General features: G+C 62.2%; 25 protein-coding genes. 3 read left to right on the top strand and 22 right to left on the bottom strand.

The window, feature by feature from the left end:
* Positions 1-26 precede the first annotated feature (26 nt).
* From HCR84_RS07700 to HCR84_RS07615, 18 genes are all read right to left on the bottom strand, one after another.
* Positions 27-947: an RluA family pseudouridine synthase gene (locus tag HCR84_RS07700; protein WP_166983504.1), complete on the bottom strand. Its 921-nt coding sequence runs from the start codon at positions 945-947 to the stop codon at positions 27-29.
* On the bottom strand, positions 947-1,600 hold the full coding sequence (lspA, locus tag HCR84_RS07695) for a signal peptidase II (RefSeq protein WP_235940838.1): 654 nt from the start codon (positions 1,598-1,600) through the stop codon (positions 947-949). The genes HCR84_RS07700 and lspA overlap by 1 nt, the downstream gene beginning before the upstream one ends.
* A 3-nt stretch (positions 1,601-1,603) precedes the next feature.
* On the bottom strand, positions 1,604-2,263 hold the full coding sequence (locus HCR84_RS07690; RefSeq protein WP_166983503.1) for a DivIVA domain-containing protein: 660 nt from the start codon (positions 2,261-2,263) through the stop codon (positions 1,604-1,606).
* Positions 2,264-2,427: 164 nt separating this feature from the next.
* Positions 2,428-2,724 (bottom strand): YggT family protein, encoded by a 297-nt coding sequence (locus HCR84_RS07685; protein WP_268921448.1) that lies wholly within the window; start codon positions 2,722-2,724, stop codon positions 2,428-2,430.
* Between the two features lie 7 nt (positions 2,725-2,731).
* On the bottom strand, positions 2,732-3,220 hold the full coding sequence (locus tag HCR84_RS07680; protein ID WP_166983502.1) for a cell division protein SepF: 489 nt from the start codon (positions 3,218-3,220) through the stop codon (positions 2,732-2,734).
* Between the two features lie 154 nt (positions 3,221-3,374).
* Entirely contained in the window at positions 3,375-4,571 is a 1,197-nt protein-coding gene (gene ftsZ, locus HCR84_RS07675; protein ID WP_166983501.1) for a cell division protein FtsZ, read from the bottom strand.
* Between the two features lie 158 nt (positions 4,572-4,729).
* Entirely contained in the window at positions 4,730-5,698 is a 969-nt protein-coding gene (locus HCR84_RS07670; RefSeq protein ID WP_166983500.1) for a cell division protein FtsQ/DivIB, read from the bottom strand.
* A complete protein-coding gene (gene murC, locus HCR84_RS07665; protein WP_166983499.1) occupies positions 5,695-7,101 on the bottom strand; it encodes a UDP-N-acetylmuramate--L-alanine ligase in 1,407 nt (468 codons plus the stop codon). The genes HCR84_RS07670 and murC overlap by 4 nt, the downstream gene beginning before the upstream one ends.
* Before the next feature lie 32 nt (positions 7,102-7,133).
* Positions 7,134-8,207: a UDP-N-acetylglucosamine--N-acetylmuramyl-(pentapeptide) pyrophosphoryl-undecaprenol N-acetylglucosamine transferase gene (locus HCR84_RS07660; RefSeq protein ID WP_166983498.1), complete on the bottom strand. Its 1,074-nt coding sequence runs from the start codon at positions 8,205-8,207 to the stop codon at positions 7,134-7,136.
* Positions 8,204-9,409 (bottom strand): putative lipid II flippase FtsW, encoded by a 1,206-nt coding sequence (gene ftsW / locus HCR84_RS07655; RefSeq protein ID WP_235940837.1) that lies wholly within the window; start codon positions 9,407-9,409, stop codon positions 8,204-8,206. The genes HCR84_RS07660 and ftsW overlap by 4 nt, the downstream gene beginning before the upstream one ends.
* Positions 9,372-10,907 (bottom strand): UDP-N-acetylmuramoyl-L-alanine--D-glutamate ligase, encoded by a 1,536-nt coding sequence (gene murD, locus HCR84_RS07650; protein WP_166983496.1) that lies wholly within the window; start codon positions 10,905-10,907, stop codon positions 9,372-9,374. Before murD ends, ftsW begins: the two co-directional genes overlap by 38 nt.
* Positions 10,904-12,016 carry a phospho-N-acetylmuramoyl-pentapeptide-transferase gene (gene mraY / locus HCR84_RS07645; RefSeq protein WP_166983495.1) on the bottom strand — a complete coding sequence of 371 codons (1,113 nt, stop codon included), beginning with the start codon at positions 12,014-12,016 and terminating at the stop codon, positions 10,904-10,906. Before mraY ends, murD begins: the two co-directional genes overlap by 4 nt.
* Positions 12,013-13,425, bottom strand: coding sequence for a UDP-N-acetylmuramoyl-tripeptide--D-alanyl-D-alanine ligase (locus HCR84_RS07640; protein WP_166983494.1), 1,413 nt, complete (start codon positions 13,423-13,425; stop codon positions 12,013-12,015). The genes mraY and HCR84_RS07640 overlap by 4 nt, the downstream gene beginning before the upstream one ends.
* 40 nt (positions 13,426-13,465) lie before the next feature.
* Positions 13,466-15,244 (bottom strand): peptidoglycan D,D-transpeptidase FtsI family protein, encoded by a 1,779-nt coding sequence (locus HCR84_RS07635; RefSeq protein WP_166983493.1) that lies wholly within the window; start codon positions 15,242-15,244, stop codon positions 13,466-13,468.
* Positions 15,245-15,273: 29 nt separating this feature from the next.
* Positions 15,274-15,870 carry a cell division protein FtsL gene (ftsL, locus tag HCR84_RS07630; RefSeq protein WP_166983492.1) on the bottom strand — a complete coding sequence of 199 codons (597 nt, stop codon included), beginning with the start codon at positions 15,868-15,870 and terminating at the stop codon, positions 15,274-15,276.
* Positions 15,867-16,823: a 16S rRNA (cytosine(1402)-N(4))-methyltransferase RsmH gene (gene rsmH, locus HCR84_RS07625; protein ID WP_166983491.1), complete on the bottom strand. Its 957-nt coding sequence runs from the start codon at positions 16,821-16,823 to the stop codon at positions 15,867-15,869. Before rsmH ends, ftsL begins: the two co-directional genes overlap by 4 nt.
* Before the next feature lie 97 nt (positions 16,824-16,920).
* Complete coding sequence (gene mraZ, locus HCR84_RS07620) at positions 16,921-17,352, bottom strand: division/cell wall cluster transcriptional repressor MraZ (RefSeq protein WP_166983860.1); 432 nt, start codon at positions 17,350-17,352, stop codon at positions 16,921-16,923.
* A gap of 379 nt (positions 17,353-17,731) precedes the next feature.
* Positions 17,732-18,106, bottom strand: coding sequence for an SCO2097 family morphological protein (locus tag HCR84_RS07615; RefSeq protein WP_166983490.1), 375 nt, complete (start codon positions 18,104-18,106; stop codon positions 17,732-17,734).
* Between the two features lie 83 nt (positions 18,107-18,189).
* On the opposite strand from HCR84_RS07615, the gene HCR84_RS07610 reads away from it, so the two are divergent.
* Positions 18,190-19,281 carry a polyprenyl synthetase family protein gene (locus tag HCR84_RS07610; protein WP_166983489.1) on the top strand — a complete coding sequence of 364 codons (1,092 nt, stop codon included), beginning with the start codon at positions 18,190-18,192 and terminating at the stop codon, positions 19,279-19,281.
* A 3-nt stretch (positions 19,282-19,284) separates the two neighbouring features.
* Here HCR84_RS07610 and HCR84_RS07605 read toward each other — a convergent pair whose 3' ends face one another.
* Complete coding sequence (locus HCR84_RS07605; RefSeq protein WP_338040137.1) at positions 19,285-19,626, bottom strand: Rv2175c family DNA-binding protein; 342 nt, start codon at positions 19,624-19,626, stop codon at positions 19,285-19,287.
* Positions 19,627-19,856: 230 nt separating this feature from the next.
* Here HCR84_RS07605 and HCR84_RS07600 point away from each other — a divergent pair, with 230 nt between their 5' ends.
* Both HCR84_RS07600 and pknB read left to right on the top strand, forming a co-directional pair.
* Positions 19,857-21,248 (top strand): LysM peptidoglycan-binding domain-containing protein, encoded by a 1,392-nt coding sequence (locus HCR84_RS07600; protein ID WP_166983488.1) that lies wholly within the window; start codon positions 19,857-19,859, stop codon positions 21,246-21,248.
* A gap of 84 nt (positions 21,249-21,332) precedes the next feature.
* Positions 21,333-23,294: a Stk1 family PASTA domain-containing Ser/Thr kinase gene (pknB, locus tag HCR84_RS07595; protein ID WP_166983487.1), complete on the top strand. Its 1,962-nt coding sequence runs from the start codon at positions 21,333-21,335 to the stop codon at positions 23,292-23,294.
* A 59-nt stretch (positions 23,295-23,353) separates the two neighbouring features.
* Here the strand turns inward: pknB and HCR84_RS07590 are convergent, their stop codons facing one another.
* The 3 genes from HCR84_RS07590 to HCR84_RS07580 form a co-directional block, all read right to left on the bottom strand.
* Entirely contained in the window at positions 23,354-24,718 is a 1,365-nt protein-coding gene (locus HCR84_RS07590) for a class II 3-deoxy-7-phosphoheptulonate synthase (RefSeq protein ID WP_166983858.1), read from the bottom strand.
* 65 nt (positions 24,719-24,783) lie between these two features.
* Positions 24,784-25,473: a lysophospholipid acyltransferase family protein gene (locus tag HCR84_RS07585; RefSeq protein WP_166983486.1), complete on the bottom strand. Its 690-nt coding sequence runs from the start codon at positions 25,471-25,473 to the stop codon at positions 24,784-24,786.
* Between the two features lie 27 nt (positions 25,474-25,500).
* Complete coding sequence (locus HCR84_RS07580; RefSeq protein WP_166983485.1) at positions 25,501-26,457, bottom strand: ROK family glucokinase; 957 nt, start codon at positions 26,455-26,457, stop codon at positions 25,501-25,503.
* Positions 26,458-26,564: the final 107 nt, after the last annotated feature.

The following is a 26,564-nucleotide window of genomic DNA, read 5'->3' as shown; positions in this document are numbered from 1 at the left end:
AGTGACGACGACGATATGCTTCCAGCCTAATCCCGGCCAAGGACATCCAGCGCGTGCTGCAGGTCTGGCGGGTACTCGGCCGAGTAGGTAACCCACTCTCCCGTGGCGGGATGTGAGAACGACAGCTGCACTGCCTGCAGCCATTGCCTGGTGAGTCCAAGCCTCTCAGCCAGCCGCGGGTCGGAGCCGTAGAGGGGATCTCCGACGCAGGGATGCTTCACGGCGGCCATGTGCACACGGATCTGATGCGTGCGTCCCGTCTCGAGTCGCACCTCGAGCAGGCTGGCGTAGGGGAAGGCCTCACGGGTCGAGTAGTGCGTGACCGACGGCTTGCCGTCCGCCGTGACGGCAAACTTCCAGTCATGCTTCGGATGCCGGCCAATGGGCGCTTCGATCGTCCCGGTGAACGGGTCGGGATGCCCTTGCACGACGGCGTTGTAGATCTTCTCGACTTCGCGGTCATGGAACGCGCGCTTGAGCGCCGTGTATGCGCGTTCCGTCTTCGCAACAACCATGAGGCCGCTCGTGCCGACATCGAGACGATGCACGATGCCGGCTCGCTCCGACTGCCCGGACGTCGCAATCGTGTAGCCGGCGGCCGCAAGCGCCCCGAGCACCGTCGGGCCGGTCCACCCCACAGACGGATGCGCCGCGACGCCCGTCGGCTTGTTCACGACGACGATGTCGTCGTCGTCGTGAACGATGGCCAGGTCTTCGACGGCGATCGCCTCGATCACTGGCTCGTGGCGCGGCGTCCACGACACCGCAAGCCACGCCTCAGCCGTGAGCCGATCGGATTTTTGCAGCACGCGTCCGTCGAGCTCGACGCCTCCTGCCTCGATCACCTCGGCGGCAAACGAGCGTGAAAAGCCGAGGAGCTTCGCGATGCCGGCATCCGCTCGCGTGCCGACAAGTCCGTCGGGCACGGGCAGACTGCGTGACTCCATCAGCTGCCCTTCTGCGTGCTCGGGTTCTCATCGGCGACATCGCCGTCTGCAGAGTCGTTCACCACCGTCTCGTGGTCAACGAGATCGCCGGGGACATCGCCCGCGTCGTTGTCGGATGCATCCGTCTCGGACGCCTGCTTGGGCGCACGTTTGCCGTCGAGCCCGACACCGAGGATGGTCAGGAGGACGAAGAGCGCCATCGCCACACAGATGCCGATGTCGGCGACGTTGTAAATCGCTGGCATCATCCATGGAGTGGAGATGAAGTCAACGACATGGCCGAGGCCGAATGACGGCTCACGAAAAAGTCGATCAAGAAGATTGCCGAGAACACCGCCAAGCAGAAGTCCGAACACGAGACCCCAGCGAACGGAATGGATGCGGCGGGCCATCACAATGATCGCAATGACGACGCCGGTGGCAAGAAGAGAGAAGATCCACGTTGCCCCCGACGCGAACGAGAAGGCGGCACCTGGATTGCGCACGAACAGAAGTTGGAGGGCATCGCCGAAAACGGCGATGCGTTCGTTTTCCTGCATGTGCGTGACGACGAGGTACTTGGTGAGCTGATCGAGGCCCACCCACAGCACAGCCACGGTCAGAAGCACGCTGAGCGCGCGGACCGTGGCTGTGCGAGAAGGTGATTCGGGCAAGACCTAGTGGCTTGTCGACTCAGAGAGCTTCGAGGAGCCGCTCGACGGGCTTGCCTTGTCGAGGTCCTTGAGGTGGCCCTCGATGTAGCTGCGCAGGTTCTGGCGGTACTCGCTCTCGAACTGGCGGAGCTCGTCGATCTTCTTCTCGAGACCCGACTTTGCCGTCTCGAGCTTCGACAGCTCTTCACGCTGCTTGGCCTCGGCCTCGGAAACGACGCGAGCGGCCGTTGCGTGGCCCTCTGCGATGAGTTGGTCGCGCTTCTCTGAACCCTCGCGCACGTGCTCGTCGTGCAGGCGACGGGCCAGCACGAGGAGGCTGTTCGAGCTCTCGGAGTCGCCGTCTGACGATTCGGCCGACGCCACTGCCGGAGCCTCTGGCTCGGTCTTCGCCGCTGGTGCGGCAGGCACAGGAGTCGCGACAGGCGCGGCTTCCGCAGGCTGCTGCGCGACAAAGCTCGATGAGGAATCGCTCTGGCTTGACGTGCTTGAGCTTGAGTCAGCCTGTGAGACCTGCTCCTTGAGATCCTGATTCTCCTGGATCAGGCGGCGCAGCTCGACAACGACCTCGTCAAGGAAATCGTCGACCTCGTCCTGGTCGTACCCCTCGCGAAACTTTGTCTGCTGAAACTGCTTGTTGACTACGTCTTCCGGAGTGAGCGCCATGGCTTACCACCTTCATGTGTTCTGTGTTCATGTATAGCGTGCCCACGTTAGCAAACACAACGGCAAATTGCCGGGACGCACGACGCGTGACGCTTGTCCCAGATTACAGCCACATTCGCTGTTTCAGCGGACACTCGGTTCGGAGAGTCTGAAAGTCTGCGTGTCTAGAGGAAGCCGACGATGAACATCGCCACGATCACGCAGAGCATTGTGATCGTCCATCCGAAGTCGAGCGCGACAGATCCAAGACGAACCGGAGGCAGCACTCGCCGGAAGAAGTTCACGGGCGGATCCGTGAGCGAGTACACGAACTCCGCGGCGACGAGCCCCGCCCCCCGGGGTCGCCAGGCACGGTTGAACGTGCGCATGAGGTCGAGAATGAAACGACCCCACATCACGAAAAAGTACAGGAGCAGCACGAGATAGAGGATGCTGCCGATCAGAGAAATGACGGAACTCACCCGTCAATTATTGCTGAGCGAAGAACGTGGCGTCTGACTCGGTCTTCTGATCGCTCTCGCCCGAGATGGAAACGTGCGACGGCGACAGCAGAAATACCTTCGAGGTAACGCGCTCGATCTTGCCGTAGAGCCCCTGAGAAAGCCCGCTCGCGAAGTCAATGAGTCGACGAGCATCGCCGTCACTCATCTGAGACAGATTGATGATCACCGGAATGCCCTCGCGGAAGCTCTCGGCAATTGACTGGGCATCCCGATACTGCTTTGGGTGAACAGTCAGAATCTCGCTGAGCTCGGCGGGTGCCGCCTGCTTCACGGCTGCGGGTCGCCGCAGAGGCGTCACCGGCGCGGCGCGATGCGGAGCCGAAGGCTGCGCTGATGCCGTGGCCTGCGCAGACTGTGCGGGAGCGGCCTGCTGAGCCTGAGCCTGCTCCTCGTACTCAAGCTCTTCGTCAGCGAGCCCGAGGTACATCATGGTCTTCTTCAGGGGGTTCGACATCGCTTCCTCCGATTGTGGTTCGTCTCTTCTGAGGTTAATGGTGACAGCGCCGGTTTTCGCTGATTGAACCGGGCAATTCGTGAGCGTGTCGCCGAAACACACGTGCGCCCAGACCCGCGAAGCGGATCCGGGCGCACGCTCGGAGGCTGTGTCGTTACTTCAGGAAATCGGGGATGTCGAGTTCGTCTTCGTCTGAGAACGACGCGTCGACCGATGTGGAGGCCGGAACGTGCTGCGGGGCACGCGGAGGCGTCCACGGCTTACGCTCCGGCTCAGGCTCGGGAGACGCATCGACAGACACCGCGTCGTCGGCATTGTCAGTGTCGGACTCAGAAGCCGACGACATGACGCCGCCGGTCGTGATGACAGCATCCTTCCTCGGCTCGACCTGGCGCGCGGGCGGCTCTCCCCCGTCGAAACCGGCAGCGATCACCGTGACGCGCACTTCGTCGCCCAGCGTGTCGTCGATGACGGCACCGAAGATGATGTTTGCCTCGGGGTGCACCGCCTCCTGCACGAGTCGGGCCGCATCATTGATCTCGAAGATTCCAAGATTCGATCCGCCCTGAATCGAGAGAAGCACGCCGTGCGCACCTTCGATGCTCGCCTCGAGCAGCGGAGAAGCGACGGCAAGCTCTGCTGCCTTGATCGATCGATCGGCACCGCGGGACGAGCCGATTCCCATGAGCGCAGACCCTGCGCCCTGCATCACCGACTTGACGTCGGCGAAGTCGAGGTTGATGAGGCCAGGCGTCGTGATCAGATCGGTGATTCCCTGCACGCCGGCGAGAAGAACCTGATCTGCCGTCGAAAACGCTTCAAGCATGCTGATGCCGCGGTCGCTGATCTCGAGAAGCCGGTCGTTCGGCACGACGATGAGCGTGTCGACTTCTTCTTTCAGCGAGGCGACGCCCAGCTCTGCCTGCTGCTGACGACGGCGTCCCTCAAAGCTGAATGGCTTTGTGACGACACCGATCGTGAGTGCTCCGATCGACTTTGCGATGCGCGCGACGACGGGAGCTCCGCCTGTTCCGGTGCCACCGCCCTCTCCCGCGGTCACAAAGACCATGTCGGCGCCGGCAAGGGCTTCCTCGATCTCTTCAGCATGATCTTCAGCGGCACGACGGCCAACCTCGGGATCGGCACCTGCGCCGAGCCCTCGGGTGATCTCGCGACCGACATCGAGCTTGACGTCGGCGTCGCTCATGAGCAGCGCTTGTGCGTCTGTGTTGATGGCGATGAATTCAACGCCTCGCAGCCCGAGTTCGATCATCCGGTTGACGGCATTGACGCCGCCGCCCCCGATGCCGACCACCTTGATCACTGCGAGGTAGTTCTGGTTTGTAGTCACGTCCGGCCTCCGATGAGAACTTTCAACCTCTAGTTAAGGGTTAAAGTTATGCTCAGTATGCATTTCCTGAGTTTCACGTTATGCGCGCACGGTCAGCATCCTCTGCTGACACGCGGGCGTGTCGCAGAGCCGGCGCCGGAATTCAGCAAATCCGAAGATCAGCGTGGTTTCACAACGACGTTCTCGGCGCTCGACACGTCGTAGAGCGCCACGCCCTCTGGCGGGTACGCGCTCATGAGTTCGGTGAGAGCTCGCGCTTTCAGCGCCGAGTCCTCAGCGCTCCCCCACCGCACCTGAGCCCCGCTGTCGGCAAACACGAGAACGACGTCGTCGCGCGTGGACGCCGATACCGTGTCAACGACGGAGCGGATCTTCTCGGGAAGCGCGCGCAGCACGGAGACTGCCGCCTGAAATCCGCGACTCTCTGGATCGGAAACCGTATCGATGACCGGAAATCCGTCGATCCGCTTTTCAGACGTGCGAAGCGTCACCCCAGCTGCATCAACAAGCGCAAAGCCCGTGCCCGAGTCCACCAGACCAAGCGGCTCACGCTCGACGAGACGCACGATGAGGGTGGACGGAGGAACCGCCTCCACCGTGTAACTCTGGATCAGCGGATACTTCACAAGCGCAGCCTTGATCGCTCGCCCGTCGACGAGCGGAAGCGGAGTGCCGATCTGCGATTGAAGATCAGTGACGATGCCATCGCTGTTGACGAGCTTTGCGCCCTCCACGGTGATCTCGCGCACAGCCATAACCGGTGAGTACGCCGTGGCAACGGCCCCGATGGCGACGGCGACGATCGCGCCGAGCGAGATCCAGGTGTTCCGGCGGCGACGGCGCTGGCGCGCCGTGAATCGGCGAACTTCAGAGCGCTCGACGCGCTTTCTCTCACGTATGGCCCGGCGAAGCGACCAGGTGCTCCACGTTCTGGTTTCGTGGGCATCTGCAACGGCGTCGTTCTCTCCGTCGGGCCGCGCGTTCTCACGGTCGGCGGACGCGTCGTCGAACTCGGTTTCTTTCCCTCGAAAACGGCCGAGGAACGATACGGGTGCCGGATCGTCGGCGGCGGACGGCTTCTCCTCATCCGGCTGCTGCTGAGGAGTGAATCCGCCTGGACGCTTCACCCTCCCTGCCCGCGCACGCGTTTGAGCGACGAGAGCAGCTGCGGAATGATCAGATTGACGTCACCACAGCCGAGGGTGACGACGAAGTCGCCCTCCTTCGCGATCTCTGCCGTGCGCGCAGCCGCCTCAGCCCAGTCAGGGACGTAATCCACGTTCGACGGGTCGTGAAAGCGTTCAGACACGATTGCCCCTGTCACACCGGGGATCGGATCTTCTCGGGCGCCGCACACGTCGAGAACGATCGTGTGGTCGGCATGCGTCTCGAGCGTCTCGGCGAACTCACCGGCGAAGGCCTGCGTGCGACTGTAAAGATGCGGTTGGTGCACCGCGATGATCCGCCCCTCGCCGACGACGCTTCGGGCCGCCGTCAGCGCAGCCGCGACCTCCGTTGGGTGGTGGGCGTAGTCGTCATACACACTGACGCCGCCGACGACGTCGTGACGTTCAAATCGGCGCTTCGTACCGCCGAATCTGCTCACGGCGTCGATAACGCTCGCCGGGTCCCAGCCCAGCCCGGTGAGAACGGCAAATGCACCCGCCGCGTTTATCGCGTTGTGCAGGCCTGGAACAGACAAGGATGCCGGGTAGCGGGAACCGTCGAACTCAAGTGTGAATGTCAGAGGCCCGCTTTCGCTGACCTCTGTGACGCGAACGTCCGCCTGCGGCGACTGCCCGAACGTCACGACGTTCTGGTGCGTCAGTCGCGAGCGAACGTCGCGTGCTCCGGGGTCGTCCGCCGAGATGACGACGAGCTCGCGTGCCTTGTCTGCGAACTCAACGAAGGCCGAGACGAAGCTCTCCAGCGAACCGTAGTGATCGAGGTGGTCGGGATCGACGTTGGTGATCAGCGCGACAGCAGTGTTGTAGAGCAGGAACGAACCATCAGATTCGTCGGCCTCGACAACGAAGAGATTGTCTGTTCCGGGAGCCGAGCTGACGCCGAGGGATTCGATGACCCCGCCGTTGACGAAGCTCGGGTCTGCTCCGAGCCCGAGGAGCCCGGTCACGATCATGCCCGTCGACGTCGTCTTGCCGTGAGCACCGGCGACCGACACGAGCCGAGATTCTGCGACGAGCCACGCGAGCGCCTGCGAACGGTGCAGAACCGGAATTCCCCGCTCGTTGGCTGCGACGAGCTCCGGGTTCTCTGGCCAGAGCGCGCTCGTCACCACAACGGCGTCGACCGCTCCGAGATGCGCGGCGTCGTGCCCGATGTGCACCCTGGCGCCGAGCGCACGGAGCTGATCGACGGTGGCTGACTCACCGCGGTCGGAGCCCGAGACGACGCTCCCCCGCGCAAGAAACAACCGCGCGATTCCGCTCATCCCCGATCCTCCGATGCCGACGAAGTGGATGGACTGGATGTTCTCGGGAACGGGAGCGGTGAGATCTGGCTTGATCACTGTAGGTCTTTCGCAATCGGGTGAGGGCGTGGTCAGTTGTCGAGGGCGTCGTCGATCAGCTGAAGCATACGCTGTGAGCCTTCACGTGAACCGATGTGTCGGCTCTGCACAGCCATGTCGTGAAGCCGCACACGATCGTTCAGCAGCGGAATCAGAGTGGTGTTTACCCAGTCGGGAACGAAGAGGGCATCGGCGATGAGCAGCGCACCGTTTGCACCGACGACGTCTGCGGCATTGAGCCTCTGCTCTCCATTGCCGACGGGATACGGAACGTACACGGTGGGAACGCCGACGGCGGTGAGCTCAGATACCGTTGCCGCCCCGGCACGCGACACGGCAAAATCGGCGACGGCGAGAGCCAGATCCATGCGATCGCAGTATCGCATCATGTGGTAGTGCTCGATGCCCGGATCGGCGACGTCTGCCTTGCCTCCGACGAGATGGATGATCTGCCAGCCGTTGCCGATGATCGTCGCTGCGGTGTCGATCACCGTCGAGTTCAATCGCCGAGCCCCCTGGGAGCCCCCTGTGACGAGAAGCGTCCTCCGATCGGGGTCGAGATCGAATCGCGCGATTCCCTCGCGCCGCGCCGCGTCAATGTCGATCTGTTCGATCTCGGAGCGCAACGGCATGCCGACAAAGCGCGCGTTCTTCAGTCGGGTTCCATGAAAGGCCACGCCGACGAACGTCGTGTAGCGAGTGCCCAGCCGGTTCGCGAGCCCTGGGCGCGCATTCGCCTCATGGACGACGAGAGGCACTTTCGCCTTCTTGGAGGCGACGTAGGCTGGCGTCGACGCATACCCGCCGAAGCCGACAACGACGTCGATCGACCGATCGGCGATCAGCCGAACGGTCTGCGCGCGCGCCTGGCGAAAAAGTCCGGGAAATCGCATTGCTGCACCGTTGATGCGGCGGGGAAACGGGACCTTCGGGATGGTGACGAGTTCATAGCCTCTCTCGGGAACCAGCCGCGCTTCGAGTCCTTCTTTCGTTCCGAGCACGACGACCTCGGCGTCGGGCTCGCGGGCGCGAAGAGCGTCAGCGGTCGCGAGAAGCGGATTCACGTGCCCGGCTGTCCCACCTCCGGCCAGCAGATATCGAGTCATTGTCCCGCCTTCGCGCGAGCAAGGCTCGCATCGTCATGGCGTGCGCACGAAAGCACAACGCCAATCGCCATCATTCCCGTGAGCAGGGCTGTTCCTCCTGCCGAGATGAACGGTAGAGGGACTCCAAGCACGGGGAACACCCGAAGCACGACTCCGATGTTCACGAATGCCTGCCCGATGATCCAAACCATTACTGTACCCGTGGCAATGCGGGTAAACGGATCGCTGGCTGACCGCATGATGCGCACGAACACAATCACCATCACGACGAAGAGAGCGAGCAGCACAACGCACCCGATGAGTCCGAGCTCTTCGCCGATGATCGCGAAGATGTAGTCATTGGATGCCGCGGGAAGCCACGCCCATTTCTCGTGCGAGTTGCCCAGACCTCGGCCGAAGATCCCGCCGCCGGCCAATGCCCACGTGCCATGCAGCGGCTGCCAGCACAGGCCTTCGTAATCGGTGCACTGAGCGTCGAGAAACGAGGTGATGCGCCGCATCCGGTTCTCGCTTGTCAGCGCCATGACGGCAAGCAGGGCTGCCCCACCGAGCACGGGAACCGCGAGAAAGCGCAGTTTGACATTTGCAAAGAACAGAGCGCCGAGCACGATTCCCGCCATAATGCTCACCGTGCCGAGGTCGTGGCCGAGCAGAACGAGTCCGATGGCGAGCCCCGCGATGGGAAGCACGGGAATGAGCACGTGGTACCACTTGCCGAGAAGAGGCTGCTTGCGTGCGAGAACCGTGGCAAGCCAGATCACGAGGGCGACCTTGACGAGCTCAGACGGCTGGCCGCTGACGGGCCCGATAGCGATCCAGTTTCGGTTTCCGCCATCTTCGATTCCCAGCGGAGTGAAGACGAGCATCTGCAGAACGATGGCGACGATGATCGCGGGCCATGCCCAGGCTTTCCAGAACGAAATCGGAAGCCTGCTCAGAATGAGCATGAGCGGAACGCCGATGGCCGCGTACGTCGCCTGCTTCCAGAAACCGCCAAAGAATCCTTGGGAGTCGAGGTAGGAATCGATTGTCGACGACGAGGCGACCATGATCAGCCCGAAGACAACGAGAAAGAGCGTCACTCCGAGCAGAAGCACAAAATTCGAGGGGACTGCCCTATCGATCTTGCCCAGCGATATGCGTGCGGACGTGAAGCCTCGTCGCTTAGCTGCCGGTTCGGTGAGGCTCGTCTGATTGGTCATCCGCCCCACCCCCCTGAATCTCGTTGACGGCCTGCGCGAAGAACGTTCCGCGCTGGTCATAACCCGTGAACTGGTCGAGCGAAGCCGCGGCCGGAGCCAGCAGCACGACATCCCCCGGTTCAGCCATTCGGAGCGCCGCCTTCACGGCACGCGTCATGACAGTTTCAGTTTCGGTCGGGTCCACCTCAAATACCGGAATGTCAGGCGCGTGTCGCTGCAATGCAGAGGCAACCGCCTGCTGCTCTGTGCCGATAATCACCGCTCCGCGGAGCCGCGCGGCGTGTCGCTCAACGAGCGGTCCGATATCGACGCCTTTGAGGTGACCGCCGAGAACCCAGACGACCGACGCGAATGCCGCAAGAGAAGCATCTGCTGCGTGTGGGTTCGTTGCCTTTGAATCGTTGATCCAGCGGATGCCGTCGCGATCGAGCACCAGTTGGATTCGATGCGGGTCGAGAGAAAAGCCGAGGAGAGCCTGCTTGATGCTCTCGGGCGGAATTCCGTATGACCGCGCGAGGGCGGATGCCGCGAGAATGTTCGCGACGAGGTGCGGCGCGTCAAGGCCAACCCCACGCAGCTCGTCGACGGTGATGATCTCGAGTGCAGAACGTCGGCGTTCGTCGAGAAATGCCCTGTCGCAGAGAATGCCGTCGACGACGCCAAGGTCGCTGGGGCCGGGCATGCCGAGATCAAAGCCGATCGCACGCGCGCCCTCCACGACGTCGGCATTCTCGACCATCGTCCTCGTGACGGCATCCGCCTTGTTGTAGACGCAGGCGACGCGCGTGTTCTCGTACACGCGTGCCTTTGCGTCGCGGTAGGCATCGAACGTTCCGTGCCACTCAAGATGATCGTTCGCCACGTTCAGGCACACAGACGAGTGCGGCGATACCGCGGCATCCGTCAACGCGAGATAGTGAAGCTGGTGGCTCGAGAGCTCGACGACGAACACATCGAATCCCTGAGGATCACGCACGGCATCGAGCACGGGAACGCCGATGTTGCCGCAGGGCGCGACCCTGTACCCCGCCGCGGCAATGATTGAGGCTGTGAGCTGAACTGTCGTCGTCTTGCCATTCGTGCCGGTGACAAGCATCCATTCGGCAGGCGTGCCGACCTTGTCGCGAACGCGCCACGCAAGTTCGATATCGCCCCAGAGGGGAATCTGCTGCCCTGTGGCCCACTGGACCATGGGGTGGCGCGGTGAGAAGCCAGGCGAGGCGACGATGAGCTCTGGATCGTGCTCGATCACCTCAGCAGGCGGATGCTGCAGATCGCCCGTGAGCAGCGTTGCGCCGATCACGGAGACAAGCTTCGCGTACTCGTCAGACGCCTTCTCTGCGACGACGAGAACGTCGGCGCCCAACTCGGTGAGCGTGTCGGCAACGGAAAATCCCGTCGCCCCGAGCCCGAGGACGACGACGCGGAGTCCGCTCCAATCAGCGTGCCAGCTTGTGAGGCCGTCGAGACGATCGGGAGCAGCGTGCCTCGGGGTCATCGCGTGATCCATTCGAGGTAGAACGTGCCGACCCCGGCAGCGACAAGGAGGCCGCCGATGATCCAGAAACGCACGACGACGGTGATCTCCGCCCACCCCTTGAGTTCGAAGTGATGGTGAATGGGGCTCATCAAGAAGATGCGCTTGCCATGCGTGAGTTTGAAATAAACACGCTGCACGATAACCGAACCTGCTTCGATCACGAACAGGCCGCCGATGAAGATCAGGAGAATCTCGGTGTGGGTGAGAATCGCGAGAGCAGCGACGGCGCCGCCGAGAGCGAGAGACCCGGTGTCGCCAAGGAAGATCTGCGCGGGTGTCGTGTTCCACCACAGAAAGCCGATCAGCGAGCCGACGATTGCCGCCGCGACGATCGCGAGACCCAGAGGGTCGACGACTTCATAGCACTTGTAGGCGAGGTCGCCCTGCAGTGCGGTGCTGAAGCAGGACTGGTTGTACTGCCAGAATCCGATGATGACGTATGAGCCGATGGCGAAGATGCTCGCACCGGTCGCGAGGCCGTCAAGACCGTCCGTCACGTTGACGCCGTTCGACGTGGCGGTGACGATGAACGAGATCCAGACAAAGTAGAGCACAAAGCCGATGATGGTTCCGGCGAGCCCCCACTGGGTGAGTGCGAGAAAGTCGATGTTGAGGTCTCTGATGAACGAGACTGCCGTCGACCCGGGAGTCACACCCTGACTGTTCGGGAACCCAATAGCCAGAACCGCGAACACCGCGGCGACGATCACCTGGCCAACGATCTTCTCCCAGCCACCGAGGCCGAGGCTCTGCTGCTTGCGGGTCTTCAGAAAGTCGTCGACAAAGCCCACGACGCCGAGCCCCACCATCATGAATAAGACGAGCAGCGCCGAGACGCTGATGCGATCGCCCGTGATCAGCATCGCCGTGAAATACCCGAAGAAGACGCCGACGATGACGACGATGCCGCCCATCGTCGCCGTGCCCTTCTTCGAGTGATGCGATTGCGGGCCGTCATCGCGAATGAACTGCCCCCAGCCGAGCGCTCGGAAGAGACGGATGAACAGCGGAGTCATGAAGAGGGAGAACGCCCCCGAGAGGGCTCCAGCCGTGAGAAGTGCAATCACGAGAACAATTCTCCCAACCGGTCGCCGAGAAAACGCAGACCAACAGAGTTCGACGACTTCACGAGCACCGTATCTCCGGCGCGGAGCTCGGCCGCGAGGTAGTCATATGCGTCATCAGCCGTCTGCATGAATGTTGATTCGCCGTCCCACGATCCCTCGTTGATTGCCGAGATATGCAGTCGCCTGGCTTCGGGACCGACCACAACGAGTTTGTCGATTCCGAGGCGTACGGCCATCAAGCCGATGCGATCATGCTCGTCCCCGGTGAACTCCCCCAACTCGCTCATTGCGCCGAGAACGGCGACCGTGCGCTGTTCTCGCGGGGTGACGAGCGCGAGCGTCTTGAGCGCCGCCGACATCGAGTCGGGGCTCGCGTTGTAGGCATCGTTGATGATCGTGATTCCATCTCGTCCGCCCATGACCTCCATGCGCCATCGTTCGGCACGCGTCACGGTCTCAAGTCGGCGTACGGCGGTCTCGAGCGGCACTCCGAGCTCGCGCGCCGTCGCCAACGCGGCAAGGGCGTTCCAAACGTGATGCTCGCCGAGCACTTTGAACGAGACGGGGATGCTGTCGCCATCGGTGGTCCTCAGCGTGAACTGTGTTCCGCTCGCCGTGACGACGATGTCGGCCGCGCGCACGTCCGCGTCGTCGTGCTCGCCGAACCACACGATGCGGGCAGCCGTCTGCGAGGCCATTGCCGCGACGCGAGGGTCATCTCTGTTGAGGATCGCCACGCCGTCAGCGGACAGCGCCGCGACGAGCTCTGTCTTTGCCGCAGCCGTCTGCTCGATCCCTCCGAAACCACCGGCGTGCGCCATGCCCACCTTCAGCTCGACGCCGATATCGGGCTGGGCGAGCGCCGCAAGATGCGCGATGTGCCCTGGCCCGGACGCGCCCATCTCAGAAATCAGATATCGCGTCGTCTCGGTGACCCGAAGCATCGTCGTCGGCGCTCCGACGGTGTTATTGAACGAGTTGCGGGGCGTCACCGTCTCGGCATCCGGTGAGAGGATCGCACCAAGCAGGTTCTTCGTCGTCGTCTTGCCGTTTGAGCCGGTAATGCCGATGACGGTCAGCGTTCCCTGTGCTTTGACGCGTCCGATGACGTCGGCGGCGAGAGCGGCAAGGGCGTCGACGGCATCGTCAACGATGATCTGGGGAACCGCCAGGTCAACAGGGTGCTCCACAATGGCGAGTGCGGCGCCGTTCTCTCGCGCGGCGCCGACGAAGCAGTGTCCATCGGTGACGTCGCCTGGCTTCGCCACGAAAATGCCGCCCGCCTCAATTTCGCGGGAATCCGTGTCGACGTGCCCAGAGACGCGCGTGAGCTCGGAAGCGTCCGTGCCCGCCGCGTCATATCGCCCCGATACGGCCGTGGCGATCTCGCCGATGGTGAGAGTGATCACCGGTGCATTGTCTCCTTCGTGTATGGCCTCATGCGACGTTCTAGAATCGCGTCGGCCAGTTGGGAGCCGGCTCCGTTGACGGCGGGACGTCGTACGACTTCAAGACCTGTGTGAGCACCTGCTGAAAGGTTGGAGCTGCAGCCGCAGACGACCTAATGGTAGTCGGATTCGCGATCGTAACTGAAACCACATACTCAGGATCTTCGGCGGGCGCCATGCCCGTCATCGACACGATATAGGTGGATTTGAGGCCGCCAGAGCCGTCGCCTTGCTGAGCCGTTCCGGACTTTGCCGCGACGCGGTAGCCGGGAATCTGCAGCATGGTGCCGAAATGGCCCTCGGTCGGAACGCTCTCGAGCATCTGCACCGTCAGGTCTGCGGCGTTCTCTGACACCACGCGGGTGCCCGAGTCGCTGGGAACATTCGTCAGGGTACCGTCTGGCTGCTGACAGCCTTCAACGAGCTGCGCGGGAAGTCTCACGCCGCCGTTCGCGAGTGCTTGGTATGCGCTCACATCTTGAATGGCTGTCGTGGTCAGACCCTGGCCGAACATCGTCGCGTAGAACGTCTGGTTGTCCCATTTCTCCCACGGATGCAGCACGCCAGACGACTCACCAGGGAACCCGATGGCGCTCTTTGAGCCCACCCCAAACTTCTGCAAGTACTCGTAGCGATTCTTCGCCGACATTTTCTCACCCAGCTGCGAGATGCCGGTGTTCGACGATTCCGAGATCACTCCCGTCAGCGTGAGGTTCATCGGACCGTGCGGGAACGAGTCTTTGATCTCGGCGCCATTGCTCGGGTAATACCAGCCGTCAGCGACAACATGCGTCGTCGGATCGGCAAGCCCAGCGTCAATCAGCGACGCGGCGATGAGGGCCTTAAACGTCGAGCCCGGTGCGTACGGTGTTGTGAAGGCGCGGGCGCCACGGTCTTCCGCGTCTGTCGCAGAGACATTCGTGGGGTCGACGGACGGATACTCGGCTAGCGCCTTGATTTTGCCGGTCTTCGCCTCCATCACCGTGACGATTCCCCAGGTGCCGTGAGTGGCTGTCACCTGCTCGGCAAGTCGCTGCTGGGCATACCACTGCAGATCTGAGTCGAGGGTGAGCTTGACTGTGCCGCCGTTCTCTGCCGGCTGGGTCGTCTGCATCGACCCGGGGATCGCGACGCCGTCTTTGCCGCGCTGATACGCCTGCGTGCCGTTCTGGGACTTCAGACAGGTGTTCATGAACCGCTCGACCCCGGCAAGTGGCTCCTGGTCTGAACCGACGAAACCGACGACGTTGCCGGCAACGGCACCGTTCGGATAAAAGCGGGCGGGATGCTTCTTTGCGTACAGCCAGGGAATATCGAGAGCATCAACGGCGCGATATTGATCGACACCCACGGACTTCGCTATTCGCGCGTACAGCGAATTGGCGTCCTCGTCCAACGCGCCAGAGACAATATCGAGGATGTCTTTGCCGGAAACGCCGATGATGTCGCCGAGTTCGCTCGTCGCCTGCTCGACGCTGACCTTCGTCTTCTCCCCGTCGTCTCCCGTGCGCGTGAACTGATTGACGTTCGCCGGCGCGATAGACAGGTCGTACCGCATCACGCTGCCAGCCAGCACGTCACCGTCTGAATCGACGATGTCGCCTCGTTCGCCGTAGACGGTAAGCTCCCCCGACGTCTTATCTGCAGCATCAGCCTGGAGCGACGAGGCGTTCACAACCTGAATGTCAATGAGTCGAATGACAAAAGCGGCGAAAACGCCAAGCACACAGATGACCGCGATGAAGGCGCGACGCCTGCTGGTTCGATTCGCGTGTTGCACTAAGGGATCCTCACGACGACACGGCTACGTCAGTGGGTTTTGGGAGACGGTAGGCCGTTTTCGAAGATTACCTGCGTGGGCGGCGGTTTCGAGCCAGACTCGCCTGCCCCTGCTGAATCCTCAGAGTCGCGCTGAGCCGAATCGTCTTTCTTGGTGTCGACCGGCCCGAGCTGGTCAAGGAGGCTGTTGCCGACCATGCCACCTGCGAGGGGCCGCTCCGTTGCCTGACCGCCAGGGCCGGGCTGGCCGAGCACCGTGCCATCAGAGAGCCGAATGTAGACCGGACTCTGATTGATCACCATTCCGAGTGTCTGTGCGCTCTCGGCGATGTGCTGCGGCGAGTTGAGCACATCGATCTGCTCGGTGAGGGACTGCTGAGCAAGCTTGAGATCGCCCTGCTGCGATTTGAGGGCCGAGAGCTCATACGCACCCTGGCTCAGTGCGACACTCGAGAGCAGCTGGGCGATGACGATGCCGCTGACCGCAGCGATCGTCGTGACCGCGTAGGCGATCTTCGGACGCGACTTTCTGACGGTGTGCAGGGGAACAGCCCGAAGCGGAGGCCGCTGCGTCTCGCGTTCCGGCGCCCGCAGCGGACGAATGCTGTGCGCCACTCCAGTGCTCATCGATTCTTCCCCCTGATCCGTTCAGCCGCGCGGAGCCGCACGGGCGTCGCCCGCGGGTTCGCAGCCATCTCCGACTCGCTCGCCCGCTCGGCGCCGCGCGTCAGCAGCTCAAATTTCGGTTGATGCTCCGGCAGCTCAAGCGGCAGCCCCGCAGGCGCACTCGACTGGGATGCCGCGTGAAGTGCGCGCTTGACGATGCGGTCTTCCAGCGACTGGTACGACATGACGACAATTCGTCCGCCAACCGCGACAGCGTCAAGCGCTGCGGGTATCGCGCTCTCGAGCACGGCGAGCTCGCTGTTCACCTCGATGCGCAGCGCTTGGAAAACACGCTTGGCCGGGTGCCCGCTGCGCCGCACCGCTGCCGGTGTTGCCGTGTCGATCAGCTGCACAAGCTGCGCGGACGTGTGCAGAGGCTGCTCGTCTCGCATCCTCACGATCGTTCGCGCAAATCGTCCGGCAAGCTTCTCCTCGCCATATCGGTGAAAGATTCTTCTCAGGTCGGCCTCGCTGTACGTCGCGAGCACGCTCTCGGCCGTAAGCTCGCTGTCCGCGTCCATGCGCATGTCGAGTGGCGCATCGTGAGAGTACGAGAACCCGCGCTCTGCGCGATCGAGCTGAAGCGACGACACACCGAGGTCGAACAGGATGCCGTCGAGGTGATCAACGCCTGCTGCGGAGAGTGCTCCCTCGATGTCGTCATACTCGGTTTTGACGAATGTCACGCGGTCATCGAACCGGGCGAGACGCTCCCCCGCGATCTGAAGCGCATCGGCATCTCTGTCGATGCCGATCAGGTGCACATCGGGAAACCGTTCGAGCATTGCCTCGCTGTGGCCGCCCATGCCGAGCGTCGCGTCGATGACGACTCGTCCGGGCCCGTCGAGCGCGGGAGCGAGAAGGTCGACGCAGCGGTCGAGGAGAACGGGAGTGTGAATGTCGTTGTGTGCCATTGATGTCACCGGGCCCTCGGCGCTGATCCCCATCCGTTCGACCTGGCACCGGGGAAGTGTGTCAGGGCGCCAACGGCTGGGAGTCGGCGACGAGGGATCAGAAGAGTCCCGGAATCACCTCCTCCGCGGTGTCGGAGAACACTGATTCCTGCTCGGCGAGGTAGGTCTCCCATGCCTCGGAGTCCCAGATCTCGGCGCGGCTTCCGGCGCCAATCACCGTGAGCTCGCGATCGAGGCCCGCGTACGAACGAAGGTTGTGCGGAATGGTGATGCGGTTCTGCTTGTCCGGTGTTTCCGGGCTCGCGCCAGAGAGAAAAACACGAAGATAGTCGCGCGCCTGCTTCGAGGTAACCGGGGCCTGCCGGATCTTCTCGTGCATCTCCTCGAACTCACGCGTGCTGAACACGTAGACGCAGTTTTCCTGCCCCCGGGTCATCACGACGCCGCCCGCGAGTTCGTCGCGAAACTTCGCCGGAAGAATGATGCGCCCTTTGTCGTCGAGCTTTGGAGAGTACGTGCCGAGAAACATCGAGCCCTCCCCCTCTTCGCCGGCCAACGTGGAGTCTTGCTCCACTTTACTCCACAATGCACCACAAACAGAAGCACATTTGCCTATCTCTTGCGAACTTAGTGTGAAGAACCCCGTAAACACAAGCAATTTTGAGGTGGAGCAAGGTGGAGTGATTTTTCACAATCCGGAGCATAACTGGCCAGAGACACCGCATTAGGGGCCTCTCGAGTCACAAACGGCCGCGGTGGAGGGCTAGGCAGATCTGTCGAGACGGAGCGTGACGAACGGTGGTGGAGGGAAATGGATGACGGCTGTTGCCGCCACGCACGCACAAAAAAAGGAACCGACCCGCAGGTCGATTCCTTTTCACGCTCCGTCAGAGGGAGCTACGTAAAAATCAGCGTTCGTTTTCCTGGCGACGATCCCAGCGATTGTTCATCTTGTCCATGAAATTTGCGCCGTCACGCGGGGTCTTCTGTGCTTTGCTCTTGTCCCCCGCGGGCTCAGCGGAATGCTTCGACGGCTGCATTGCCAGGAGCACACCACCCAGCATGACGACAAATCCGACGACCCCGACGACAGGCTGCTGGATCATCACGGCAGCGACGAGTGCGCCGATGCCGATGAGCACAACAAGGCTGCCCAGAGCGATGCTGCGGTACGAGGGACGGCCTCGACGATCCCCTGTCGTCGAAACGAAATCAGCGTCATTCCTATAGAGGTGACGCTCCATCTCATCGAGGAGCCTCTGCTCCTGTTCAGATAGTGGCATCGCCTTCCCCCTTCTCACGAGTTCGGATGCGACTCAATGTCTGCACCAATTCTATCCCGCCTTCATGTGGCTAGGCTAGACGCGTGCCTGATCCACAGCATCTGCTCCAGTTTATCCAGACTCGGCTCGACGAGTTTCTCAGTGCGCGCACCTCTATCTTGGCGGGAGTTGCCGAGGAAACAGCTCAATTCTCGAGCTTCTCAAGGGAATTTCTCAGAGGGGGAAAAAGGTTCAGGGCTCAGTTCTGCCATCAGGGCTGGCACGCGGTAACGGGATCGTCAGCGTCACACGCGACAGAAGCCATTATCGGCGCGGCATCCGCGCTCGAGATTTTCCATGCCGCGGCCCTCGTGCACGACGACATCATCGACAATTCAGACACCCGCCGCGGACGCCCGTCGGCACACCGGCAATTTGAACGACAGCATAGGGATTCGCGCTGGGCCGGCGATTCTGAGGAATACGGCCGCTCTGCGGCCCTGCTTCTCGGCGATCTGCTTCTCGGCTGGAGCGACGAGCTGCTCGACGACGCGCTCGCTGCATTGAACGACCCCGCGATCGCACGCGTTGCCCGCAATGAGTTTCGTCGCATGCGCACAGAGGTGACGGCTGGCCAATATCTCGACATCCTCGAAGAGAAATCCTGGGCCACGCACACCGATGCCGAACAAGTCCGCCGCGCCGAAACGGTAGCCACCTTCAAATCAGCCAAATACAGCGTCGAAGCTCCACTGTCGCTCGGCGCCCTTGTGGGCGGCGGCCAACCAGACCAGCTCGCGGCGCTTCGCGCATACGGACTGCCCCTCGGCATCGCGTACCAGCTTCGCGACGACCTTCTCGGGGTCTTCGGCGATTCGACAGTCACGGGCAAGCCGAGCGGCGATGACCTGCGCGAAGGAAAACGGACAGTACTCATCGGGCTGACCCGCATGGCACTCTCCCCCGCTGGACGTGACGAACTCGATGGGCTTCTCGGTGATCCGCAGCTCAGAGACGCAGACGTCGCACGAATTCAGACGATGATCCGTGAGAGCGAGGCAGACGCGAAGGTCGAGACCCGCATCGTCGACGAAGTGGCGAGGGCATCGGAGGCAATTCGAAACGCACCGCTCGACGGCGGCGCGATTGACGAACTGCTCAGCCTCGCGGGTGCCGTCACGCAGCGCGACGCATAGCAGCTACGCGAGCGCCTGAGCCACTCGTCGCACCTCGGATTTGCGACCTGCTCTCAACGCATTCAATGGGGTGTCGCCGATGGAGTCATCGGCTTCGGTGAGCCAGGTGAGAATCTCTTCGTCATCAAAGCCGGCGTCTGACAGCACGATGAACGTGCCTCGAAGCTCCGTGAGCGGCTCACCGTCGCGCAGAAAATCAGCGGGCACGACGAGCACCCCGTCTCTGCGCACTGCCAAGAGCTCACGATCCTCAATGAGCCGGCGCACGCGGCTCAGCTTCACATCGAGCATCTCAGCGAGATCGGGGATGGTGAGCCATTGAGTTGAGGCGTCGTCGTGAGTCACGATTCGAGTGTGCCACGATTGGCGAGCTCAGGCCAGTTGCGGCATTTCAACAGCATCCATGACCGATCACTGCGCGTTTTTTATTATAACGTTCACCACATTAATCACATTAGCCACTTGGGCAACAGTGGACCGCCAAATAACATAGTTCTCATCCATCTCTTTTATTGACACGCTTCACACGCGTATGTAACGGTTGGGACGTTGTACGACATTGCGAGGGGGACAGAATGCCGACGACGACAATCAAGAAAAGCATTGTGCCGATTGCGCTGCTGAGCGCCGTGGCCGCCGGAATGCAGATCATGCCGGCGCACGCCGACGAGCATCACACCGCGGACCACGGCCCCGATGGATTCACACGGGGCTCGGGGACCCTGACGCACAGGTCACATTTTCTTCCCGCGCCAGCGTCGTACACGGTCGGAGCGAACGATAGCATCGCCGTCATCGCCACCCGCTTCGGGCTCGCGGCCGAAACCGTTGCCGCCCTCAATGGCCTTGCTGCCGACAGCTCTGTGCACGAGGGTCAGAATCTGACTCTCGCTGCCACGACCTCATCGTCGACACCTCGGGCCTCCGCGTCGACAGCATCCACTCAGTCAACGCACGTCGTGAGATCAGGCGACACTGTCAGTCGAATCGCCAGCAGCCACGGTGTGAGCACGCAGTCCGTGCTCACGGCGAATTCGCTGGAGTGGTCGAGCGTCATCTACCCCGGGCAGAAGCTCATCATTCCTGCGGAGAGCTCGGGGTCGAAGACGTCATCGTCGACGAAGAATACGGAGTCGAACGAATCACACTCGTCGAAGGGAAGCACCTACACGGTGGTCTCCGGTGACACTGTCGGCGGCATTGCCTCACGGTTTGGGGTCAGCACGACATCCGTTCTCGACGCCAACGGCCTCTCGTGGTCGTCTGTGATCTTCCCAGGCCAGAAGCTGACCATCCCCGGAAGCTCCTCGGGCTCGTCCGACTCGAAGAAGTCAGAGTCGAAGAAATCCGAGTCGCATGATTCCACGTCGAAAGGCGGAACGTACACCGTCGTCTCGGGCGACACGGTCGGCGGGATCGCTTCCGCACATGACGTGAGCATTCAGGCGGTTCTCGATGCCAACGGTCTGACCTGGTCGAGCATTATCTATGTTGGACAGAAGCTCACGATTCCCGGCACGGGATCAACGGAGTCTGAATCGTCGAAGAAGTCAACTGACGAGAGCGTCACCCCGCTGACGGCGGAGATGAAGACAAACGCACAGACGATCATTCGCGTTGGCCATTCGTTGGGCGTCAGTGATTACGGACTCGTCGTCGCGCTGGCCGCCGCAATGCAGGAGTCGAGCCTTCGCAACGTCAACGGGGGAGATCGCGACTCTCTGGGCCTCTTTCAACAGCGTTCAAGTCAGGGCTGGGGAACGAAGGAGCAGATCATGAATCCGGAGTATTCGGCAAAGGTCTTCTTTGTCGGTGTCTCCGGTAAGACGCGAGGCCTTCTCGACATCTCCGGGTGGCAAGACATGTCTGTGACGGAAGCCGCGCAGGCCGTACAGATCTCGGCCTACCCCGATGCGTATGCGAAATGGGAGACGTCTGCCCGGTCCTGGCTGGCGCAGCTCGGCTGACAATCCCATAACGAAGAGGGTCGAATAGGCGCGCAACCCGTGTGTCCGTGCTGACACTCAGTGTGCGGTTCGTAGACTCGTGTCGTGACGACTAGCCAGCAAACCGATCCTCTGATCGGCCGTGTCATCGACGGCCGATATGAGGTGCGCTCGCGCATCGCGCGCGGCGGAATGGCTACAGTCTATGTCGCGACAGATCATCGGTTGGAGCGGCGCGTCGCGATCAAGGTGATGCACGGCCACCTGAGCGATGACCAGGCGTTCACCAACCGATTCGTGCAAGAAGCCCGATCGGCGGCTCGACTCGCGAATCCGCACGTCGTCAGCGTCTTTGACCAGGGTCAAGACGGCGACATGGCCTACCTGATCATGGAGTACCTGCCGGGAATCACGTTGCGCGAGCTGCTTCGCGATCACGGCTCCCTGACGCCACAGCAGGTCGTCGACATCATGGATGCCGTTCTCACCGGTCTGGCGTCAGCCCACCGCGCCGGAATCGTGCATCGCGATGTGAAGCCAGAGAACGTGCTTCTTGCCGATGACGGGCGCATCAAGATCAGTGACTTCGGCCTCGCTCGAGCCGCCTCGGCAAACACCGCGACAGGGCAGGCGCTGCTCGGCACCATCGCCTACCTCTCCCCCGAGCTCGTCACTCGAGGCATGGCCGACACCCGCAGCGATATCTATGCGCTGGGCATCATGATGTACGAGATGCTCACAGGCGACCAGCCGTACAAGGGCGAGCAGCCCATGCAGATCGCCTACCAGCATGCGAACGATTCTGTTCCCCGCCCCAGCGCCCGCGTACCGAACATCCCAGATGAGATCGACGACATGGTGTTGTGGGCGACGGAGCGGGACCCCGACGAACGGCCGGCCGACGCTCAGGAGATGCTCGATCGTCTGCACGAGGTGGAGGCCGAGCTCGGCTACGCCCTTTCATCGACACCGACGCAGCACACCGTGGCGTTCCCCATGGACGACACCGTCGCGTTTGGTGAGACAGCGGCGTTTGGCGCAACGACGGCGTTCGACTCTCCCACGACGCCGACAGGAACAACGGACCCTCTCGGCTCGATGGTGGCGACAACGGGAACGGTGAAGAAACTCACAACGACAGTCACAAAGCGTCGCCGCAAGGGCCTGTGGATGTTTCTGATCGTCGTGCTGCTCTGCGCCGTCGTTGGCGGCACCGGATGGTTTTACGGAACCGGCCCCGGTTCGCGCATCGCCATTCCCGAGAGCCTCGTCGGCGGGTCTCCCGATGAAGCTTCGGCAGCGTTGACCGAACTGGGCCTCCTCGTGGAAGCCGGTGAGGAATACAGCCTCAACATTGACAAAGGACTCGTCACGAGCACGAGCCCCAGCCCGGGCGATCTCGTCTATAAGAATTCGACAGTGACGGTAAATGTCTCTCTCGGGCCGAAACCAGAGACGCTTCCCTCGCTGGCAGGCGTTGCCATCGCTGACGCACAGAAGACCATTGAAGACCTGGGCTTGAAGATGGGCGACGCCAGCTACCAATTCAACTCCGATGTCGCCGCAGACGGCGTGATCGCGGCATCCATCGACGGTGACGATGTCACGGGCGGCGCCGATACGTTCCAGGGCAAGACCGTCGATCTCATCGTCTCGGTCGGATCCGTTCCCCAGTTGGTCGGCGAGACCAAGGATGCCGCAACTGCGGCACTGGACGAGGCCGGGCTCAAACTGGGCTCCGTCTCCGAGAAGTTCAGCGATGACGTGCCGAAGGGCAAGGTCATCTCTGTCGATTATGAAAAGCCGCTGGCACCAGGCGACAGTGTCAACCTGCTGGTGTCGAAGGGGCAGGACCTCGTCGCGGTCCCCGATGTCGTCGGCATGACCGTCAACGAGGCGAAGCAGACGCTCGAGGAGGCCGACTTCACGGTGAAGATCGACTCCAACATCCCCAAACAATACTGGGATGCTGTCATCAACGATCTCTTCGCCGTCGACTCGACAGACCCCGAAGCGGGCGCGATGATCAAGCGCGGCTCGACGGTGACCATCGTCGCGAACCTCTGACGCACAGCAGAGAGGACAGGCGCGTAGCCTGCCCTCTCTGCTTCAGTCGGTGCCGCTCGTCAGCCCTTGCCGAGCTGCTCGGCCACGAGGAAGGCGAGCTCGAGCGACTGCATGTGATTGAGTCGCGGGTCGCACAGCGACTCGTAGCGCGTCGACAGCGTCTCTTCGTCAATGTGCTCTGAGCCGCCGAGGCATTCGGTGACGTCGTCTCCCGTGAGCTCGACATGGATGCCGCCCGGGTGCGTTCCGACAGCGCGGTGCGCCTCGAAGAACCCCTGAACCTCATCGACGACGTCGTCAAAGCGACGGGTCTTGTAGCCGTTCGGCGTCGTGATGCCGTTTCCGTGCATCGGGTCGGTGACCCACAGCGGGTTCGCCTCTTCTTGTTTGATGCGCTCAAGCAGCGGAGGAAGCGCGTCGCGGATCTTGCCCGCACCCATTCGCGTGATGAACGTGAGTCGACCAGGGCGGCGCTCGGGGTCGAGCTTGTCGATCAGGCGCAGCATGTCGTCTGCCGACGTCGTCGGCCCGAGCTTCACGCCGATCGGGTTGTGCACACGCGACAGGAAATCAACGTGTGCGCCATCGAGGTCGCGTGTCCGCTCGCCGATCCAGATGAAGTGCCCAGACGTGTTGTACGGCTGGCCTGTGCGCGAATCGATGCGCGTCATGGGCCGCTCGTAGTCCATGAGAAGGCCTTCGTGCGCCGTGTAGAACTCAACGCGCTTGAGTTCGTCGAAGTCGGCCCCCGCTGCCTCCATGAACTTGATGGCGCGGTCGATCTCCTTGGCAAGGTGCTCATACCGCTGATTCGCGGGGTTCGCCGCGAATCCTTTGTTCCACGAGTGCACCTCGCGCAGGTCGGCAAATCCGCCCTGGGTGAAAGCGCGAATGAGGTTCAGCGTCGACGCGGCCATGTGGTACCCGCGGAGAAGACGATTGGGATCTGCGCGCCGCGATTCGGGTGTGAAGTCATACCCGTTGACGATGTCGCCGCGGTAGGCGGGAAGCGTCACATCGCCACGCGTCTCTGTGTCGCTGGAGCGAGGCTTGGCGAACTGGCCAGCCATGCGCCCCATCTTGACGACGGGCATTGATGCGCCGTACGTCAGCACAACGGCCATCTGCAGAATCGTCTTGACCCGATTGCGGATCTGGTCGGCCGTGGCACCGGCAAACGTCTCGGCGCAGTCTCCGCCCTGAAGCAGAAAAGCCTCACCGCGCGCAGCTCGGGCAATACGGTCGCGCAGCAGATCGACTTCGCCGGCGAACACCAGCGGCGGAAGCGTCTCGATTTCGCGAGAGACCTCGGCGACAGCATCCTGATCCGGCCATGCCGGCTGCTGCTTAATCGGAAGCTCGCGCCAATAGTCGAGACCGGCGATCACTGAGTCATCAGCCTTCACTACCGGGTCATTTGACATTGTCACGGGCTGTCCTGTTTCTGTGTGCGAGCGGGAATGGGAGAGCGCGATGCGCGGCTCTCAGCCTATCGCGAAACCCGGGCCTGCTTGTCCTTCACCGACGTCGCATACACGTCAACGTATTTCTGCTGGCTGAGCCGCTGCAGCTCGTACATCAGCTCGTCTGTGACCGAGCGCAGGATGAATCGATCGCCCTCGAGTCCTTCGAATCGGCTGAAGTCGAGGGGCTCGCCGAAGATGAGCCCTGGGCGCTTGATGTGAGGAAGTCGGGTGCCGATCGGCATGATGTGCTCGGTGTTCACCATGACGACGGGAATGATCGGCACACGCGCTTCGAGCACCATTCGCGCGACTCCGGTGCGCCCGCGGTACATGCGGGCATCAGGACTGCGTGTCCCCTCAGGGTAGATGCCCAGAAGCTCACCGCGGCCCAGCACGGCGAGTCCCGTGTTGAGCGATGCCTCGGAGGCTTTGCCACCCGACCGGTCGATCGGAATCTGACCCGTCGCCGTCATGAACGCCCGCGTCGCCCAGCCCTTGATGCCCTTGCCTGTAAAGTAATCGCTCTTTGCAAGAAACGAGATGCGACGGTTGAGGTAGAGCGGGAGGAAGATCGAATCGATCACCGAAAGGTGGTTGCTCGCAATGATCGCCGGCCCGTGTGCTGGCACGTTCTCGGCGCCCACGACCCAGGGGCGAAAGATCGCCGTGACCAAGGGGCCGACGATCACGTTCTTCATGATCCAGTAGAACATCGTATGTAACAGTATCCCGTTCGCTGCCTATGACCTCTGACGTTGCGCCGCGATCCGCGCCGAGTCCGCGGCGCCGACCACTCCCGCATCATTGACAAGCTCGGCGATCACGAACTCGGGCTCGGGGTGGAATCCGCGCGCCGGAAGATTGTCAAAATACGCGGCGCGAACAGGCTCGAGCAGAAGCTCGCCCGCCTGCGCGACTCCCCCACCAAGAACGAACATCTGCGGGTCAAGCACGGCTCCGAGGGTCGCACATCCCTGGCCGATGTACGCTCCAAGGCGGCGCAGAGCCGTCAGAGCGCCGCCGTCACCCGCGACAATGAGCTCGTAGATCGCCTCGCCCGACAGCGTTCCGCCGGCCTCTGCACGCTTATCGGCAAGAGCTTGACCGATTCCACCGGCATCAGCGAGTTCGCCCGCGAGCCGGCCGAGCGCCCTGCCGGAGCCATACTGCTCGAGACAGCCGCGCACGCCGCAGCCACAGGGAAGGCCGCCGGGAATCAGCCGAATGTGACCGAGCTCGCCTCCGGTGCCGAAACCTCCGCGAAAGAGCTCGTCGCCAGTGACGATGGCGCCTCCGACGCCCGTGCCGATCGTCAGCATGACCATGTCACTGACAAGTTGAGCCGCTCCAAAACGAAATTCTGCCCAACCCGCTGCGTTCGCGTCATTCTCGATGACGACAGGCATCTTCAGGCGCGCCGACAGCTTTGCCTGGAATGGCTCATTGCGCCAACTCAGATTCGGGGCATAGTAGACGGTCGACTGGGCCGCATCGATAAACCCTGCGGCGGCGACTCCCACGCCGGCGATGTCGTGACCGTCGCGCAGACGCTCCACCATCTCGACGACGGCATCCTCAATTGCTGAACTGTCGCGGGCCGGTGACGGGACTCGATCTTCTCTGACGATCACACCGTCGTCATCAACCACGGCCCCCGCGATCTTTGTTCCTCCGATATCGATCCCGATGGCGTGCACGCCGTACCTCCACAGATGACTTTGTCGCGAGAACTGATGAATCCCACAAAAATTTGCTTGTACCCTGCCGGTTCTATGCAGGAAATCCCAGGGCGGTGTTGGCCGAC

The organism is Paramicrobacterium fandaimingii (assembly GCF_011751745.2).
GTDB classification, from domain to species: domain Bacteria; phylum Actinomycetota; class Actinomycetes; order Actinomycetales; family Microbacteriaceae; genus Paramicrobacterium; species Paramicrobacterium fandaimingii.
This window is presented reverse-complemented; position numbering and strand designations above follow the sequence as displayed.